Source organism: candidate division WOR-3 bacterium, from assembly GCA_029858255.1.
Lineage (GTDB): Bacteria > Hydrothermota > Tepidihabitantia > SM23-42 > SM23-42 > SM23-42.
On the sequence record JAOUFJ010000005.1, the window covers coordinates 84,265 to 102,638 of the forward strand.

Genomic DNA, 18,374 nt, shown 5'->3' on the forward strand with positions numbered 1-18,374 from the left:
CTGTTTATTTCTTCAACAGATTCTTCTTTTTCAGCAGAGTTACTGGATCAACAAAATTTTGATCAAATCCATAGAACTTCGCATCCAGATCAAAAGCGAGTGCCATAAGTTGAGTTACATAGAAAACCGGCATCTTTTCAAAATCAGGATATTTTTCGATCACTTCCTTCTGCCGATTGTCGAGATTAAAGGCGCACAGGGGACAGGTTGTAGCGATCGCTTCGGCTCCTGCTTTCCTCGCGTGACTAAGTATATCGTGAGCCAGTTCGGCAACCATATACTTATCCTGAACGGTTTGATAACTGCCGCAACACACCTTGTTGTAGGGTGTGCGTACGATTTGAACACCTAATGCCGCGATCAAGTCATCAAGTATGGTTGGCGATTCAGGGTCGTCGATGCTTACCTCTTTTGGCCGCAGGATCATGCATCCGTAGTATGGCGCGATCTTCAATTCGCCCAGATTTTTCTTGACCGCGCGTTTTACCTTTCCGAACCCGATATCGCGCACCAATTCAAGGAAATGCAGCACTTCCACGTGTCCCTGATAATCCTCTTCACGGTACATCAGGTCATTGATTTTCTTCATGTCCTCGGGGTTCTCATGAACCCTCAGATTTGCGCGCTTCAGCGTGTTGAAGCACATCGAGCACAGGGTCACAAGACGGCGTTCATTGGTAACGATACCTTGCTTGTTCATTTCCTGGACGCGGATCAGGTTCCTGACCGAGGCAACATGATGGATCAGATCATCGGCGGAGAGTGAGAATACGGTGCCGCAGCAATTCCAGCGCGGTAATTCGACGAGTTCGATGCCAAGCGCGCGTGCCGAGGCAATGGCTGAATTCTCAAAGTTGCGTGCGGTCGTTTTGAGTGTACAACCTGGAAAGTATGGTATCTTAGATCCGTCGAGCAATAAATCCAAGTTTTTTTCAGCGTTCATCTGGCCTCCCTAACCCGTGAATTTTCTACAGGCACTCACCATTGCGATCTGAGGTAGCTGCTCCAATTCTTCCTTGGGTATGGCTTTGATGTCGATGTGATCTATAGCCTTTCTCAGAATGATCTGACGTAAAGCCTCGGCAACTTTCGAAACATCGAGACCGCGCGGACATCGCACAGTGCACGTATAACATGACGCGCATACCCATATCGTTTTCGAGTCCAATACATCCTTCATGCCCAGCTGAGAGAATTTCATCAGTTGAGAAGGCGTGACATCCATTTCGCCTACCATGGGGCAGCCACCTGAGCACGTGCCACACTGTTCGCACATCGTGACGATTTCACCGCTCAACTCGCTGATCTTGCGCATGAATTCTTCATTTTCAGAAGAGATGATCATTTTCTTAGACATCGTGTCCTCCTAAGAACTGTTATGCCCCGATTTTCAGCGGGCCAAGTGCGGCCATCTCATCAATGAATTGATTGACTACCTTCTGGAATTTGCCGCCTTCATTAGCCGATATCCACTCGAGGCGTACTCTCTTTGATTCAATGCCCAGTTCGTCCAATAGATTCTTGAGCAATGCTACTCGTCTCTGGGTTTTGTAGTTGCCATTCACGTAGTGACAGTCTCCAGGATGACATCCCGCAACGAGCACACCCCAGGCACCTTTCTTGAAAGACTCCAAGATCAGTTCGGGGTCGATTCGACTCGAGCACATCGTTCTGATGACTCTGAAATTTGGTTTGATCTGGAGTCGTGCAGTTCCGGCAGCATCGGCGCCTGCATAAGAACACCAGTTACAGCAGAATGCAATTATCTTCGGACCCGAATTGTCTTTCATGATTCCTCCTCGCCAAGTGCTGCGTTGATCATTGCTCTCAATTGCACGGTTCTGAACCAGTGCTGTTGTGAAGCTCCGGAAGGACAGGCGGCCGAACACGAGCCGCAGCCCTGACATAGTATCTCGTTGACCTTAGCGACTCGTTTATCGGCCCTCATTTCGGTTTTGATCGCATCATACGGACATACACTCACGCAGGTACCGCATCCGCAGCAGAGGTCCTCATCAACGATTGCCGTGATCGGTTCGACTTCGTACTCGCCTTTGTTCATCAAACGAATTGCTCGCGCCGCCGCGGCACTTGCCTGTGCGACCGTATCCGGGATGTCCTTTGGTCCTTGTGCACAACCACAAATAAAGACTCCATCGGTCAGGGTATCGACCGGACGGAATTTAGGATGTGCTTCCTGGATAAATCCACCCGGGCTTTTTATCAAATGTAATTGCTCGGAAACCTTTTTCGTTCCTTCGCTCGGTTGCATGCCAACCGAAAGCACCACAAGGTCGAATTCCGATTCTATGATCTGACGACTCAACGTGTCTTCGGCCTTGAGCAGAACCTTCTTGGTCATTGGATCTTCGTACAATTCGGCAACCCGTCCGCGTATGAACTTAACGCCCGTGTTGGCCGCTCTCTTGTAGTATTCTTCAAAACCTTTGCCATAGGCACGAAGGTCAGTGTAAAATACGTAGACATCTCTTTTCGGGTCCGCCCTTTTCATCAGCTGAGAGAGTTTTGCTGCATACATGCAGCAAATTCGTGAACAGTACTCATTACCGACCTGTTCGTCCCTCGAGCCAACGCACTGAATGAAGGCGATGCGTTTGCCGACATCCCTGATGGGACTTCCTTCTGCTTCATGTACTATCATTCTCTCCATATCAAGGGCGGTTATGATATTCTCGCTGGGGCCAAAATTGTAGACCTTTTTCTCACGCGCATCAAAGATGTCATAACCGGTTGCGACGATGATCGTGTCTACGGTGAAGTTCAAACGTTCTGGCTTTTCGTCATAATTTATCGCACCCGGTTCGCACACGTCATAGCATTTACTGCAAGCGAGTGGGAATAATCCCAGACAGGATTTGTCATCGAGTATGTAGGAGTGTGGTACGGCAATAGGATTGGGTATGTAAATGGCTTTTCGTGACGTGAGTCCTTCGTCGTGTTCGTTGGGTACGACTACCGGGCAAACATCTGTGCAGTCATTGCACGCAGTACACTTCTCAAGATCGACGTACCTCGGTCTTTTCAAAACCGTAACATCATAATTGCCAAGATAGCCTTTGACTTCCTGTATCTCGGCATTCGTTATGAGTTCAATATTGGTGTTTGAAGGGACGTCAGCCATTTTCGGTGATAGAATGCACGCTGCGCAGTCTTCGGTCGGAAAGGTCCGCGCGAGTTTCACCATCTTACCACCGATGGACGGTTCCTTTTCAACAAGATAGACCTTGAATCCTGAGTCACCGAGGTCGAGCGCGGCTTGAATCCCGGCGATACCTGCACCGATGACCAGCGCGCGTTTGCCAATGGGCGATGTCTTTTTTGCCAGGGGTTCGTCCAGACGTGCCTTGGCGATCGCCATGTGTACGATGTCCTTCGCTTTTTCAGTAGCCATCTTTGGTTCACTGTAGTGAGGCCACGAACACTGCTCTCGTATATTGGCCATCTCCATGACATAAGGATTCAATCCTGCCTTATCCACCGTTCCCATGAAGGTTTTCCCGTGAAATTGCGGCGAACAGGCAGCCACCACGACCTTATCCAACCCCTGCGTCTTGATGTCCTCGATAACCATGTTACGGCCAACATCTGAGCACACGTGTGCATGTTCTTTGACCATAACTACGTCACCCTGTTTCTCGGCAAAGGACATGACTTCTTTGATATCGACGACTTCTGAAATATTGCCGCCGCAACGACAGACATAAACGCCGATTTTCATCGCTTTCTCCTTTTGGATGTCAGCCTTTCAGGTAGCGCTAAATCCGCAATTTCTCCAGCGAAGTTATCAATTGCAGTCATAAAACTTCTCCTTATAACTTATTAATCAGCCCGTTAGGCCAAAAAACATATTTAGACATGTTTTATGATATCTGACGGGCTATTATTATGTAATTTCAGGTATGAATCGTAAAGGTTTATTATAGTTAAAATTGACTTTTTGTCAACGACAAATGCCCTCGGGCACGTAAGTTGCTGTAAGACCGGTTTTCTTTCAGGTGTCCAGCCATAGTTCTTTCCAGAATATCTAAGCATTAGGTCTGTTTTTATGATGTGGGTTAGGACTCCCCTGTTGTGGTTGTTCTATTGAGTGCAGGTACGGAAACGACTTAAATGGCAAAAGACCTCTATTTTTTATCGGTCATTAATGTTTCTTTATTTTCTTCCTTCAAGATAACATAAATCGCGAATTCGGGGCAAAGCATTTCACACAGGTGACATTCGACACAGGCATCACCATCTACCACGATCGGTGGATGATAGCCCTTCAGGTTGAATTCCTCGGACAGTTCCAGGACATCTCTCGGACAGTATTCGACACAGAACCCACAGCCCTTGCAGCGCTCCTTAAGGATATGGATATCACCATGGGCTACTTTTATCTTATCGCTGTCCAATGGTTTTCTCCAGTGGCTCATTATTTCTCCTTGCACTTATTATATGCAGAAAGAGTAATGTGTCAATATTGACGAATACCCATGATATGTTATAATCATCGTGATGAAGAAGCTCTTTCTGATACCGATAGTACTGGTCACGCTGCCGATAATTCTCTTCATCGCGGCTGGTACGCCGTTCGTCCTTGATTTTGTCAGGCAGAAGATCGAGGCGACCGTTGGAGATAATCTCGGGATACCAATGAGGATCGGGTCGGTGAGCGGTAACCTTTTCTTTGTTCTGCGCGCAAGAGATATTGAAGCGCAGGGATTGGGTCGAGTTGATGAGATAAGGATCGTCTATAATCCATTCGGATTGCTGTCCCGCCACGTAGACATCAGGTCTTTGCGCATAGACGGTATTGAATTGGACGTTGATCGTCTCGCCGACGTCATGTCTAACCTCCCCAGGAAGACAGACTCACTGCCGTCAAAGTCGTCTCCGCTGAGAATACAGATCGAGAAGTTCTCGATCGCCAACGGCGGGTTAAGCGTGAGCCTGGGACAAACGTCATTGAATGTGGTGCTCTCTTCGCGTGGCATGGTGCTGCACGATCGCCTGATAGTAGATAGCCTTCATATAGAGACCAAAAGATCGGTTGCCATTCTGAAAGGGGTGGTGCCGTTGGTCAAAGCCGGTGATCTTGACGTGGCCTTTGATATAGATCTGGCAGCAGAGGATCTGGGTGTGCCGGCATTGACCGGAGACTTGACGAGCACGGGCACGATTAAGGGTAAATTCTCTTCACCCATGATAGCGGCCACGACCCGGGTCGGCGCCAGGATTCTAGAGAACAATGTCATGGGCGTCATCGACGTGGCCTGGCATCTTCCTCATTTCGACAGCCTGGAGGTCAAAGGCGATTTGAGATTGAACACCGCCACCCTGCAAAAGGGGATGAGCGGATATGACACATGGGATGCTAAAGTTTTGTTGGAGCGAACACAAGTCTCTGCCGAAGTGCTGTCCCGCTATGGTAATTTGCAGGCACGTGGAATGCTGAAAGGAGAGGTATCACGACCCCAGTTCGAGGGCGCGGTTTCTGGCCGCTTCGATTATCGGGGGTTCAAGCCTTCATTCGAAGGACAGGTATACTACGGCGATGATATTTTGAAATTCACACATTTCAAACTGGCCAGCAGGAGAGTTACGATGGCTTTGGGGGCGCGCTATAATCACAGGACAAAGAGAATCACCGATACGGAACTCTCGATATACTGCAACGATTTGGGCGTGGCGAGAAGTATCATCGATGCACCAGAAGATATATCCGGAGAATTGTGGTTGGATGTTGATGTTTCAGGAACCATTGAGAATCCTGATGTGGTCGCCCGTTTGAGGCTCTCGGAATTGGTGGCTTTCGGCGAAGTGGTGACCTCGGCAAGATTGCATGCTTCGATGAAAAACAATGTTGCGCGCCTCGACTCAGGGACCATCCAGAGTGCGAGGGGTCTCATAGATCTTCAGGGTCACTATGATTTAAGGAGGGAGGACTTCGCCCTACAGTTAAACAGCGACCGGCTCGCCTTCGATGCTCCTGGAGTATTCGGGACCGATACCCTGCTGCTGGGCGGCACGGTCCGTCTGGATGTGGTGTTTTCGGGAGATATCCGGAATCCCCGTGGCCAGGGAGAGATTGCGCTCATTGAAGTCGTCTATGACACCATGCCGCTCGGCACGTATTCTCTCGAGTTCACGCTCGTTGATACCACGGTACGATTATCGCTGGCGAACGAACAAAAAAGTTTGACCCTCGCTGCCGAGGCACTCCTGAATAGTGAACTTCCATTCAACGCCAGCGCAGAAATCAGGCATTTCGTTGTAGACCGGTTTGTCTCGCCGGCTTTCGGCTACGTAACCGCCGGCATGACCGCGAGGGGATATCTTTCTGACCTTGCGCGGACCGCGATTGCGTTGCGGGTCGATACTGTTGAACTAACATTCGAAAACAATAGGTTGCACAATATTGAACCGGTGGTCGTGGATATGGAAGATGGTATGATCAAACTACATGCCTTCACACTTGGTCTTGCCGGACAGACCATCCACCTCCAAGGAATAATGCCGGTCGATTTTGAGACCGCCGCCATGGATATCTCAGGCAAATCGTCAAATATACTACTATCTGAGATCGCATATCTCTTGCCGGGGAATCCACCGATTTCTGGCGATCTGAAGTTCGACATTCGAGTACAGGGCAAGCCGCGGCAGCTGGATATCGACGGTAATCTTATTCTTGATAATGGGAATTATGCGATCAAGGATGTACTGTTCGATTCCGTATCTGGCCGGTTCCTTTTCAGAAACGGTCTGGTCACTTGTGAAACTTTTTCGGGAAAAATCAACAATGGACGTTTCGAGGTAAATGGTTTTGCAGATGTGTCACACGGTCGCCTCGACACTGCGTTGATTAAGATCGACCTCAAGCGCATCGATTTCGCTAACAAGGATTTCGGTCGTATACTTGTTGATGCAGATATGCGAGCCGATGGCCGGAGAGATTCCTTGCGGATCAACGGTGAAATAACCTTAGTAGAAGGTGTTTACGACGCTCCCATGAAACTTCAGAAAATAGTGGGTCTTCTCACTGCGGCGAACCGTCCAGTGCCGCAGCAGCCCGAAATATCGAGAAGGATCTATTGCGACATCGGTATTACAGTACCAGACAGTATTACAGTTGCTAACAACGTGGCCAATCTTTCGGCAAAGGCTGATCTTCAGTTGAAAGGGTATCTATCGAGGCTAAACGCGTACGGTACGATCACTTCGGTCGGACAGGGTACCATTCAATATCTTGGCAAGAAGTTCAACATTGTCAGCGCGGTAATACAGTTTGATGATCCATATAAGCTGGATCCTGTTATTGACCTTGTTGCGACTTCGACCATCGCGGCGGCCGATGGTGATTATGAAATATACCTTGTGCTGAACGGTACGGTCAGTACCTGGCAGCTCGAGTTGAGTTCAAGTCCCCCACTACCGCAGCAGGATATCGTGAGCCTTTTGCTTATCGGGCAGCGCCGGCCCGGCGGAGTCGGCAGCACGGTCAAGGATATCGATCTGAAAGGCAAGGCAAAGAACTACGCTCTCGATGCAGTGCGTTATGGAATTGAAAAGTCGGGCGAAAGGTTATTGGGCCTGGATAAATTTACAGTAACCGGTGAGCTGGATAATCCTTCATCTGTACGGATCGGAATTGAGAAGAGCATAACGAAAGGCTTCACGTTCCTTTACACGACGGGCATAGAATCATGGGAATTGCATCAGGTTGGCGCGAGTTACGACATTACCGATCATATCTCTGTATTCACGCTGTATGACCAGGAGAACCTCAACACCAGCGTGGATCTGGATTTTCACTTCAAGCTGAAATGATAGGTTTCATCTTTCTCCTTTTGTGCGGCGGTGAATTTCATGTGACGGCGATCGATTTCAGCGGCAATGAATATCACAATGCATCAACGATCAAGAAGATCATGCTGACCAAAACGAAAGGTTTGTTCCGCAAAGGTATTTTCAACGATGATGTATTTAGGGGGGATTTAGATGCAATCGAGAATCTTTATGTCTATGATGGATTCCTTGATATAGTTGTCGGTCACGAATTACATTATGATAGCGCCAATAATGGGATCGCTGTCTCGATAGAAATCAATGAGGGCAGGCAGAGTTTTGTGAAGAGCATAAATTTCGGCGGCAACACCGTGTTTCAAGCAGAGTCTCTGGCGAAACTGCTTGTGATTGAACGCGGTAACATTTTCGATCCACGGAAGGTCGACGTCGACAATTATATCATCAGATACTCTTATGACGATATAGGATATGCCGATGTTGAGGTTGAGTCCGACTTCCAACGCGAGGGCGATAGTATCTCCGTGCGGCATCTTATTAGTGAGGGTGCGGTACAATTCGTTGGGGACATGGAGATTGTGGGTTTGGAACGGACGCGCGAATCAGTCGTGCGCCGGGAACTCAGGATCAGTGACGGCGATTTATTCCGTTATGCAAGAATACTGGAAGGCGAACGCAGACTCTACAGGCTGGGCATATTTTCAACGATCAGAACCCAGATTGAAGCTGCAAAGACCGAAAATCACAAGGATATCCGCTTCATACTGAGTGAAAGGAAACGTATCAGCATGAACTTTCGTGTCGGTTACGGCACGAGAGATAGGATAAGATTAGGAGTTGGCGTTGCGCACAACAATATGTTCGGCAGGGCTTGGCAGGGTAGGATCGACAGCAAGTTAAGCTTCGTTGAACAAAGAGTCAGTGCGCAAGTGACATTTCCGAGATCGATTCTTCTTCCGGGTGATTTTGGCCTCGCGTTTTTCTTCAGGCGATTAGAGGAAATTGGTTATGAAACACAGTCGCTCGGCGGAAATATTTCCACGCGATTTCTGCTCGATGCAAGTGAAATATCTGCGAAGTATGAAGTCGAGCGGATTAGGACCTATTACCTCGCAGAAGACAGCGTGGAGCGCGACCTGCTCCACGGTTTTGTCGTCGGATGGCTGAGAGACAAGCGAGATAATCCATTCTATACCACAAAGGGCAGCTATCTCGGAGCAAACCTTGAGATCAATGGTGTCGTTCTGCCCTCAGACATTGATTATCTGAGACCGACAATGCAGATGCGTTTTTACCGACCCTTTATCGGGTTGATTCTTGCAGCGGCTTTCAAAGCGGGAATGGTGAAACCCGTTGCGCCAACGGTCAATGTCCCTGTTTACAAACGTTTCTATTGCGGCGGGACATCTTCGGTACGGGGCTATCCGGAGCGGGGGATCGGCCCCGTCGATGAGAATGATAATCCTTTGGGGGGTAGATTCCTCGGTGAGATTTCAGCCGAAGTACGCTTTCCTATATACAAGGTCTTGGGGGGTGTTCTGTTCGTGGACGGAGGAAATATCTGGCAGAACCAGGAGGAGATAGATACAGACCTGCGGTGGGGCGTAGGCGTCGGATTGCGACTCAAAAGTTTCCTGGGTAGTATCAGACTCGATTACGGATTCAAACTTGCCCGTGAAGAAGACGAGTCGGTGGGTGTACTACACTTCGCGATTGGCGAAGCATTCTGATGGTCTCATAAATCATCACGCAATTGCTGCAAACCGAGCAACAGATTGTTTTTTTTGTCGAACCATTTCTTGACAATTCGTGAAAAACGAATATGATAAGCTGTTCCAAAAAACGGTTGAATAACAAAATGCCAGACATTATATGCGAGATAGAGATAGTTAGGAGGCTTTATCGGAAGTTTTTCACAGACAGACCGTCAGAATACTCATCCCTTTGACCAATTCATAAAATCAGATCTGTTAGTCAATGCCTGGTGCCCGGGTTGTGGGATCGGCACCACGGTTAATGCCTTTTTCCAGGGTGTACGGAGGGCCGGGATCACTCCGCAGGACATCCTTGTGCTCAGTGGATTGGGGTGTACCGGGAAGATCATATCATCGATCAACCTGGAGGGTATCCAGACGATCGAAGTTTTGTCTGTTGAACGTGCGGCAGTCGAGAAAAAATCCTCGCCCGGGAAACAAATTGTGGTGTTTCTGAATGATGCCGACCTCATTGCACACGGGGTCGATGGATTTATTGAGACGGCGCGCGCTGCTCCCGATATCTTGGTTATTTACATCAACAGCCTGGTATATTCCATCGCCCAGTGTCTGCCTGTTTCACAGGCAGCAGGACATTCCGTTTACGAGAGTCGCGAGTTGCCGTATAATATTCCGTACCTGGCGATGTCATGTGGCGCTCACTATGTTGCGAGGTGGACGTCGCTGCATACGAGGAGGTTGACATTTTCTATCGCCGATGCTCTGAGAATCAAGAAGTTGTCGGTCATTGAGGTAATATCGCCATGTCTGATGTACTACGCAAAGCTTCACCCGGTCAATACGTCCCTTGAGCGTGCAGCACACCTGGCGAGGTCAATATTGAATCACGGTGAACTCGTGGAAAATCTCGATGTAAGACGAAGCGACGAGATCATCATGGGTATTTTCAAGAACCCGAAATAATGGAGAGTAATATCCTGGAGAGAACGCATCCGATCGATGACATACTTTGTACTGACCGCCTGCCATCGGTGTGGTGTCCCGGATGCAGTATAGGAACTGTAGTATATTCGTTTGCCGAGGCGTTGAGGGAAGCGCAGATCGATCATGAAAGCATCACACTGATCACCGGTGCGGGGTGCACGGCTTGCGTGGGTGACTATGTGAATCTTAGATCGCAGCGAAGCAAAGACCGGTATTTATTGGATAGTGCGGCGGATACTAAACTCGTCGACCCGGCTTCAAGAGTTGTTGTGTTCATGAATAATGTCGATCTCCTGATGTCCGGTGCCCGCGACCTTGCCCGTGTGACCAGGCGTTGTGTACCCATGCTCGTGATCTATATCAATAACATTTTGTATATGCTGACCAAAGATGGGGCGGTAATCAATTGTCCTTATACGCGGCCCTCCTGGGACGGGAAATTCGAATTGCCTTTCAATGTACCCGGGCTGGCTATCGAATATGGGGCACGCTATGTAGCACGCTGGACTCAGTTGCATGCGGGCTGGCTGAAGTATTCGATCTTTGAGGCATTCTCGAGGACTGGTCTGTCATTAGTTGAAATCGTGGTCCCGTGTCTTGTCTATAAAACTGATACTGGTCTTATTGGTGAAGTATCTGAGCGAGTGAGAATTTACGATACGCGTACGGATTTGCACACGGTTGACAAAATGCATGAACTCGATGTCAGAAATCCGAAGCACATCGTCATCGGCAAGTTATTTGATGGAAACGATACATGAGTAATGCGGCAAAGGCAGAGGTTTTTGTCATCAGCGAACGCTGCAAGGGCTGCGGTATTTGCATCGAGGTCTGCCAGGCTCAAGTTCTGGAAAAATCGACCGCAGCAAATAATGATGGCTACTACCTTCCCCAGATAAAAGATCCGGACGCATGCCTCGGATGCGGAATGTGTGAAATGCTCTGTCCGGACTTCGCAATATGGGTGAGGGTCGTTGAAACAGAGGAGACTTCTTCGTGAGCCACAGGGTAATGCGCAAAGAGAAATTGGGTGGTGATACTTACCGGTATGAGATTGAATCTTCACTTGCCGCCTCGCGATTCAGACCTGGTCAATTCGTCATAATACGGATCACGGAAAAGGGTGAGAGGATACCTTTAACCATAGCAGGCGTGGATCCGCAGAAAGGAACGGTAACACTGATCGTTCAGGCGCTGGGGAAGAGCACTAAAGATCTGGCCGAGACCAATGAAGGTGATGCAATAGAGGACTGTGTAGGACCTCTGGGAAATCCGAGCGAGATAGCGAAATACGGCCGGGTGGTTTGTATCGGCGGGGGCACAGGTATTGCCTGTATTTTTCCGATCATAGAAGCTCTTGCCGATGCCGGTAATGAGGTGATATCAATCATCGGGGCGCGTACGGGTTCGCTTTTGTTTCTGGAAGATGAAATCGGCTCATTGAGTAAGGAGATCTATGTTACCACAGATGATGGTTCAAGAGGACAGCGTGGCTTCGTAACCGATGCACTTTGCACTGTGCTAAAGAGATATGACAGTGGTGGCATTCAGCGGGTCATGGCGATCGGCCCGCCGCTCATGATGAAGGCGGTGGCTGATGCTACAAGACCGTATGCTGTTAAGACAGTCGTCAGTCTGAACACGATCATGGTTGATGGCACCGGGATGTGTGGTGCGTGCAGGGTCTATGTGGACGGTGAGATGAAATTCGCATGCATCGATGGCCCGGAATTCGACGCGCATAAGGTCAATTTCGAAGATTTGATAAGCAGATTGACGATGTTCGAAAAGAAAGAAAAGATCGCCTGCACGCAATGCCGGCAGGAAAGGAAGGATTGATGCTGGAGATCGGCGGCAAAAGGGTTCAAATGGCTGAACAGCCGGCGGACGAGCGGAGAAAGAATTTTCGCTCGGTACCATTGGGCTACACGGTCGAAGAAGCGATGGTCGAGGCACAACGATGCATTCAGTGCGAATACGCACCATGCGAGCGCCACTGTCCGGTGCGCATGAAACTGAAGGCGATCATCCGCAAAATTGCCACCGGGAAATTCCGTGATGCCTTTCTCATTGCCAAACAGGACAATCCGATTCCGGCCATCGCCGGATTGGTCTGTCCGCAAGAAGATCAATGTGAGGGCGTGTGTCCGCTGGCCTGCCATGGCCAGGGGATTAACATTGGGAAGCTTGAGGCGTTCATCGCACAGTGGGCAATGGACAACAATGTCAAGGAGGAATTCCATATCGCTGATAAGCCAGCCCGTGTCGCGGTAATAGGTTCAGGGCCAGCCGGGATAAGTTGCGCCGTTGACCTGCGACGCTATGGCTACGGGGTCACAGTTTTTGAAGCGCTGCACATGGCCGGGGGCGTTCTCCAGTACGGCATTCCTGCTTTCAGGCTACCCAAGGATATCGTTGACTACGAGATATCTTATCTTGAAGAGATCGGTGCCGAGGTCAGGCTCAATCATATAGTCGGGCAGAATATCACTTTCGAGGAGCTGAGGCGCGAATATGATGCTATCTTCATCGGGACTGGTGCGGGTGCGCCGCAATTTCTGGGCATCGAAGGGGAGCGTTTGAAGGGAGTCTACTCGGCAAACGAATTTCTGATCCGTGCCAATCTAATGAAAGCCTATCTCTTCCCTGAATATGATACGCCCATTATTTGCGGGGATCGCGTGGGCGTGATAGGTGCGGGCAACGTGGCAATGGATGTTGCGCGCTGCGCGGTGAGGCTCGGCGCTGGTGAGGTATTCATTTTGTATCGGCGAACCCGCAAGGAATCACCCGCAAGGGAGGAGGAGGTTCAGCACGGGCTCGAGGAAGGAATCATCTTCGTTGAACTGGTCAGCCCGGTAAGAGTGCTTGGTGGTGATGATGGCTGGGTCAAAGCGATCGAGCTACAAAGAATGCGTCTTGGTGAACCTGATAAGAGTGGGCGGCCTCGTCCAGTCAAAATAGAAGGAAGCGAATTCACCATGGACCTGGATACAGTCGTCGAGTCACTCGGAACACAGCCAAATCGGCTATTTCTCGATAAATTGCCTCAACTGGACAAAACAGAGTGGGGTACGATAAAGGTTGATGATACGCTTAGGACCAACCTTGATGGTATCTATGCAGGTGGTGATGCCATCCGTGGTAACGCGACGGTCATCCTTGCGCTTGGTGATGGAAGGAAGGCCGCGCGGTCGATTCACGAATTCATTGCGGCCAAGAACAAATAATCACACTCCAATTTCCAGAAAATGATTCATGAATTCACGTACGAATATCGTGACCGGGATGGCTAATAATACTCCCCAGATCCCAAAAGTGGCTCCCCCAATGATAAGGGCGATCATAACGACCAGCGGGTGCAGACGGGAAGCCCGACCGATGATCACCGGTCCGAGATAGAAGTTTTCCAGGACCTGCTCACCAACGTACACCGATACTATCTTTATCAGACTCAGGAGGGGATTGGCACTCGTCAGTCCTATCAACAGAGCGGGGATGAAACTCAAGATGTAGCCAATGTTGGGGATCAAGTTACAGATGCCTGCAACCAAGCCCAGGAGCAGATAGTATCTGATACCCAATAACCACAGCGCAGCGCCGACAATGAATCCGACGACCGTCATAAGAACTATTTGACCGCGGAAGAATCGCGCCAGAGAATAGTTGAGGGTTTGGATAAAACCATCGATCTGTTTGCGCTCAGGAGGAAGGAAAAGATTGCGAAACCAGGCCATGATCCTCTTCCGATCAGCAAGGAGTAAGTATGCGGAAAGTGGGATGATAACGAGATTGTATATGACGAGGATGATACTGCCGATACCTCTGCCTATCTGACTCATGGTGTTGAAAATACCACTGAGAATGCTATTCAGCTGGTTCGTTATGGTGTTAGTGAGGATGCTGGGATCGATATCCATACCGAGCTCGGTTAATTTCTCGATCCCGGTACGGAAATACTGCTGGCCCTGCTGTATCACTGCAGGTATTATCTTGATCAAGCCCTGCATTTCATGGACCAATCCCGAGACTATGAAAAAAATGACAAGAGGCAAGACCGCAATGACGGGAATCAGGCAAACCAGTATGGCAAGGATCTTCGGGATTTTTCTTTTTTCCAGCAGGTCCACTATCGGCGCCAGGATGTATGCAAGCCCGATCCCAATAATGAAGGGAACCAAGATTGTGAAATAGCTGAATAATAGGGATAGGAGCAATAAGAGTATGCTCATGATAAATATCGGTCTCACGCTGCTCTTCTTCCTCTGTGACCACAGCATTGCCATCACGACCAGGAGCAGCCAGATCGGGGAAAAAGTGTTTGAAAGTATCACGAACGTGGCGATGAATATGAAGGCGAGGTAAAGGACTACGTTATGCATTGCATGATTATACGTGACAGCGCCGCGAAATCAAGGCTTGACTTCTGGTTTTGTTTATGTAGAATAGCAAAAAGGAGACGGTATGCATCATCTGAAATACATATCCATTCCACTTTTTTTATTCATTGTCGGATGTTCTTTCGAAGACAAAACTCTTGTTACTATTGGCGAAAGTAAATATTCGGTTGCAGATTTCAATGAAAGATACCAGTTTACTGCGGCCGACGATTCTGTCAGGAGGATGAACCTGATTGATGAATATATAAACCAGATGTTGGTCGTCGAAGAGGCCAAAGAGCAGGGCTATGAGGATGACCCCGTTGTGCAGGCAGCTTTTGAGACGAACCAACGCGATGTGATCTGGCGGTCTTACTACAGTGATGTCATTCTCGGCAAACTCAAGGTTAGCGATAGCGAGGTTCGAGATACATACAACAAGATCGTCGAACAGTATCACCTGGCACAGATAGTGGTGGCTGAGGAATCCCTGGCGAATTACGTTAGCAATGAGCTCAAGAAGGGTGCGTCATTCGAGGACATGCTTGTGTTTTCACTCGATACAATGTCAGCTGATGGAGACATCGGTACTTTCTCAATCATGTCAATACCGCCTGAAATCATGACCCCGTTGAAGAAAGCAAAAGAAGGGGGAGTGACGGAGCCCATACAGTTCGGCGAGTACTACATGATCTTCAAGGTGGTTGACCATATGATTGCCGAGAGCCCCAAGTACGACGAAGTGAAGGAAAATATCAGAAATAACCTGCGGCAGGAAAAAGCACGGGCCGAAGGTGAGAAATATTTCACTAAATTAATGGAGCGGGCAAGAGTCGAGTATAACCAGGAAGGATTGGATATCCTTTTGAAGCCAGAATCACTAATTACTGAGAATGATCTCAATACGTGGGTGGTGAAAAAGTACGACACAGCCTTCGTGTATGTCCGTTCGGTCATAGATGCGGTGCGATATCTGCATGCCGGTTCGCGTGTCGATCCGAAGTATTTGATTGACCAGGAGCTGATACCTGACCTGATATATGAGGAGGCAATAAGTAAATATCATCACAAACAAAAGGCGACAAAAAGGAAGCTTGACAACACTCACTCTATGTTGGTCTATCAGAAATTCTATTCGGATAATGTGACCGGTAAAGTAACGGTTGATTCGGCAGACGTCCGGGAGTACTTCAGAGAACACCGCGATGAGTTCAAGGATATGGACACAAAGAGGGCTCACTCAATAATAACCGTGAGGCTGAGAGATGGAATTGTACAGAACTTGCGGAACGATCTCTTCAGCGGGTTGAATGAAAAATACAAGCCCGAGGTCAACGAGGCGGTGCTGGCCCGGTTGTTGAAGGAGGAAAAGTGAAGTATTTTGTTTGCCTGTTGGCGCTGATGTTTCTTTTCAGTTGTGCGCCCAAGGAAAAAAATGTCATAGTGACCGTAAATGGTTCGAAGCTCACAATGGAAGAGTTTGAGCAATACGTGCCAGATGTGGATTACCAGCAGATCGGCGAGGACCGGATCCGAGCGTTTCTCGATGACTGGGTTCAACAGGAAATTCTGTATCTCCAGGCTAAGAAACTTGGTGTCGATAAGGAAGACTCGGTCAGATTCGTTCTCGATCAGTACACGAAAAATTTCCTGGCCATGGAATTGGTACGCCGCGAGTTTGGCGCGACGACCGTTACTGAAAAAGAAATAAGGGACTACTTTGAACAGCACAAGGATGAATTCCTGTATGCCGTCAAATTGGGTCAAATAGTTCTACCGACAAGGGAACTCGCATTGCGGACTTCTGAGGAGATAAAAGCAGGTGCTGATTTCTTCAAACTTGCACGCGAGCGATCCCTGACCCGCTACCAGGATCCTGAAAACCCTCGGATTATCACGGAATTCCTGCCGCGCGGGGTGATTGCCGATTTTGCGATCGAGGAAATGATATTCGGAATGAAAACGGGTGAAATATCAGAGGCAATACCCTACGTGCAGGGGACGTATTTGATTGTGGAATTGATCGATAAGAGAAAGATCAAAGCACAGGCCGAATTGACCGATGAGGTGAAGGGGCAGATATATAATTACCTGTTAGCCAGCAAATATCAGGGGTTCCTCACTGAATATGTAGATAGTCTCAGGGAGACCTACAAGATCACCACTGACCTTACACCGCTGAAAAAATGATGAAACGAAACCCTGGTAGAATCCGCGCTGGATAGCCGAAAATGTTCCTGATATTATTCTTAAGCGCAGCTCTCGCTGATCAGATCGCTGCTTTCGTGGCCGATGACGTAATCTTGTGGAGCGAGGTTCAGGAGAATGTTAGCATATTGAATAATGACCCGGTCGCGCGGAGAATGTTCACCACGGAAGAGGAGATCGACGAGTACGTTGTGGATCAGCTCATCGCCAACAAACTGTTGTTGATCGAGGCTGAGCGCGAGTCTGTTTTTGTTGAAGATGACGCCGTTGCACCTCTGGTGACCCAGAACATCGAGAAACTAAAGAGCAACTTCCCCTCGGAGGCGAATTTCTTCGCATACCTGGAAGAGCAGGGAATTAACATCGAGGAATTGAAGGAATACTACCACGATAATATAAAATCTCAGATGATAATGGAAAGATTGATCGCAAAAAAATTCGCCTCGAAAATAATGATCTCACCGATCGCGGTCAAGAAATTCTACGAAGAGAACAAAGACTCTATTGCCACTGTTCCCGGAAGGGTCAAGCTTTCGCATATCCTCCTGCCGGTCCTGCCGAGTCAGGGAGAGATGGTGAGGGGTTTTGAGCGGGCGACCGATGTCTACAAACTGCTCCTTGCCGGCGGGGATTTTGCCGTTCTTGCCGGGGAGTTCTCTGAAGATGAGAGTTCGAGGAGAAAAGGTGGAATGCTTGGCAGGATAAGGAGGGGCGAGACAATTGAGGATTTCGAGGCAATTGTTTTTGACCTGAAGCCCGGTACTGTTTCACAGCCGTTCGCCACAAGGTTGGGGTATCATATTGTCGAGGTCATGAACAAAAGCGCTGACTGGGTTTTGCTCAGACAGATACTCATCAAGGTTGGTGTCGACCGGCAGGATACGCTGCGGACGAAGGAGGTTGCCAACCGGCTAAAGGGCTTGATCGAACAAGGGGCTGATTTTGACAGCCTGGCCAAGGAATATTCGAGAGATCCCAACATTGATCTTGGTGAATTTTTCATAGAGCGTTTAACACCGCCGTTCGATACAGTAGTTGCCGATATGGCACAGGGAGAAATCAGCGAGCCTATCCTGACGCCGTACGGATATCACCTTCTGTACGTCAAAGAAAAAGTCGCAGAACGCACCATGAGTTTTGATGAGATGCGGGATCAGATAATGCAGTACCTTTATCAACAGGAAGTGCAGGAAAAATACGACGAGCTGATCGCAGACCTCAGGGCGAGGATTTACGTTAAGAAGTTCTACCCAAGCCCCGGGTAAACGTCGTTAGTGTAAAT

General features: G+C 48.8%; 16 protein-coding genes. 10 read left to right on the forward strand and 6 right to left on the reverse strand.

The annotated features are described in order from the left end of the window. Positions 1–4: 4 nt before the first annotated feature. From OEV79_04135 to OEV79_04155, 5 genes are all read right to left on the reverse strand, one after another. Positions 5–943: a CoB--CoM heterodisulfide reductase iron-sulfur subunit B family protein gene (locus OEV79_04135; protein MDH4210615.1), complete on the reverse strand. Its 939-nt coding sequence runs from the start codon at positions 941–943 to the stop codon at positions 5–7. A gap of 9 nt (positions 944–952) precedes the next feature. Continuing rightward, complete coding sequence (locus OEV79_04140; protein ID MDH4210616.1) at positions 953–1,357, reverse strand: 4Fe-4S dicluster domain-containing protein; 405 nt, start codon at positions 1,355–1,357, stop codon at positions 953–955. Positions 1,358–1,376: 19 nt separating this feature from the next. Further along, a complete protein-coding gene (locus tag OEV79_04145) occupies positions 1,377–1,790 on the reverse strand; it encodes a hydrogenase iron-sulfur subunit (protein ID MDH4210617.1) in 414 nt (137 codons plus the stop codon). After that, entirely contained in the window at positions 1,787–3,739 is a 1,953-nt protein-coding gene (locus OEV79_04150; GenBank protein MDH4210618.1) for a CoB--CoM heterodisulfide reductase iron-sulfur subunit A family protein, read from the reverse strand. Before OEV79_04150 ends, OEV79_04145 begins: the two co-directional genes overlap by 4 nt. A gap of 406 nt (positions 3,740–4,145) precedes the next feature. Then, a complete protein-coding gene (locus tag OEV79_04155; protein MDH4210619.1) occupies positions 4,146–4,436 on the reverse strand; it encodes a 4Fe-4S binding protein in 291 nt (96 codons plus the stop codon). Positions 4,437–4,518: 82 nt separating this feature from the next. Between OEV79_04155 and OEV79_04160 the strand changes: the two genes are divergently transcribed. The 7 genes from OEV79_04160 (at position 4,519) to gltA (ending at position 13,735) form a co-directional block, all read left to right on the forward strand. Further along, positions 4,519–7,830: a translocation/assembly module TamB domain-containing protein gene (locus OEV79_04160; protein MDH4210620.1), complete on the forward strand. Its 3,312-nt coding sequence runs from the start codon at positions 4,519–4,521 to the stop codon at positions 7,828–7,830. After that, positions 7,827–9,536 carry an outer membrane protein assembly factor BamA gene (bamA, locus tag OEV79_04165; GenBank protein ID MDH4210621.1) on the forward strand — a complete coding sequence of 570 codons (1,710 nt, stop codon included), beginning with the start codon at positions 7,827–7,829 and terminating at the stop codon, positions 9,534–9,536. The genes OEV79_04160 and bamA overlap by 4 nt, the downstream gene beginning before the upstream one ends. 339 nt (positions 9,537–9,875) lie before the next feature. Then, complete coding sequence (locus OEV79_04170; protein ID MDH4210622.1) at positions 9,876–10,484, forward strand: thiamine pyrophosphate-dependent enzyme; 609 nt, start codon at positions 9,876–9,878, stop codon at positions 10,482–10,484. Further along, positions 10,484–11,266, forward strand: a complete 783-nt coding sequence (locus tag OEV79_04175; GenBank protein ID MDH4210623.1) for a thiamine pyrophosphate-dependent enzyme — start codon at positions 10,484–10,486, stop codon at positions 11,264–11,266. The genes OEV79_04170 and OEV79_04175 overlap by 1 nt, the downstream gene beginning before the upstream one ends. After that, positions 11,263–11,505 carry a 4Fe-4S binding protein gene (locus OEV79_04180; protein ID MDH4210624.1) on the forward strand — a complete coding sequence of 81 codons (243 nt, stop codon included), beginning with the start codon at positions 11,263–11,265 and terminating at the stop codon, positions 11,503–11,505. The genes OEV79_04175 and OEV79_04180 overlap by 4 nt, the downstream gene beginning before the upstream one ends. Before the next feature lie 11 nt (positions 11,506–11,516). Further along, positions 11,517–12,344, forward strand: coding sequence for a sulfide/dihydroorotate dehydrogenase-like FAD/NAD-binding protein (locus OEV79_04185; protein ID MDH4210625.1), 828 nt, complete (start codon positions 11,517–11,519; stop codon positions 12,342–12,344). Beyond that, on the forward strand, positions 12,344–13,735 hold the full coding sequence (gene gltA, locus OEV79_04190) for an NADPH-dependent glutamate synthase (GenBank protein MDH4210626.1): 1,392 nt from the start codon (positions 12,344–12,346) through the stop codon (positions 13,733–13,735). Before OEV79_04185 ends, gltA begins: the two co-directional genes overlap by 1 nt. On the opposite strand, the gene OEV79_04195 is transcribed toward gltA, so the two are convergent. Beyond that, complete coding sequence (locus OEV79_04195; GenBank protein MDH4210627.1) at positions 13,736–14,887, reverse strand: AI-2E family transporter; 1,152 nt, start codon at positions 14,885–14,887, stop codon at positions 13,736–13,738. Positions 14,888–14,969: 82 nt separating this feature from the next. On the opposite strand from OEV79_04195, the gene OEV79_04200 reads away from it, so the two are divergent. The 3 genes from OEV79_04200 to OEV79_04210 are packed head-to-tail and all read left to right on the forward strand — an operon-like array spanning position 14,970 to position 18,357. Next, positions 14,970–16,259, forward strand: coding sequence for a peptidyl-prolyl cis-trans isomerase (locus OEV79_04200; protein ID MDH4210628.1), 1,290 nt, complete (start codon positions 14,970–14,972; stop codon positions 16,257–16,259). Further along, positions 16,256–17,074, forward strand: a complete 819-nt coding sequence (locus OEV79_04205; protein ID MDH4210629.1) for a peptidyl-prolyl cis-trans isomerase — start codon at positions 16,256–16,258, stop codon at positions 17,072–17,074. Before OEV79_04200 ends, OEV79_04205 begins: the two co-directional genes overlap by 4 nt. A gap of 41 nt (positions 17,075–17,115) precedes the next feature. Continuing rightward, a complete protein-coding gene (locus tag OEV79_04210; protein MDH4210630.1) occupies positions 17,116–18,357 on the forward strand; it encodes a peptidylprolyl isomerase in 1,242 nt (413 codons plus the stop codon). The last annotated feature ends 17 nt before the right edge of the window (positions 18,358–18,374 follow it).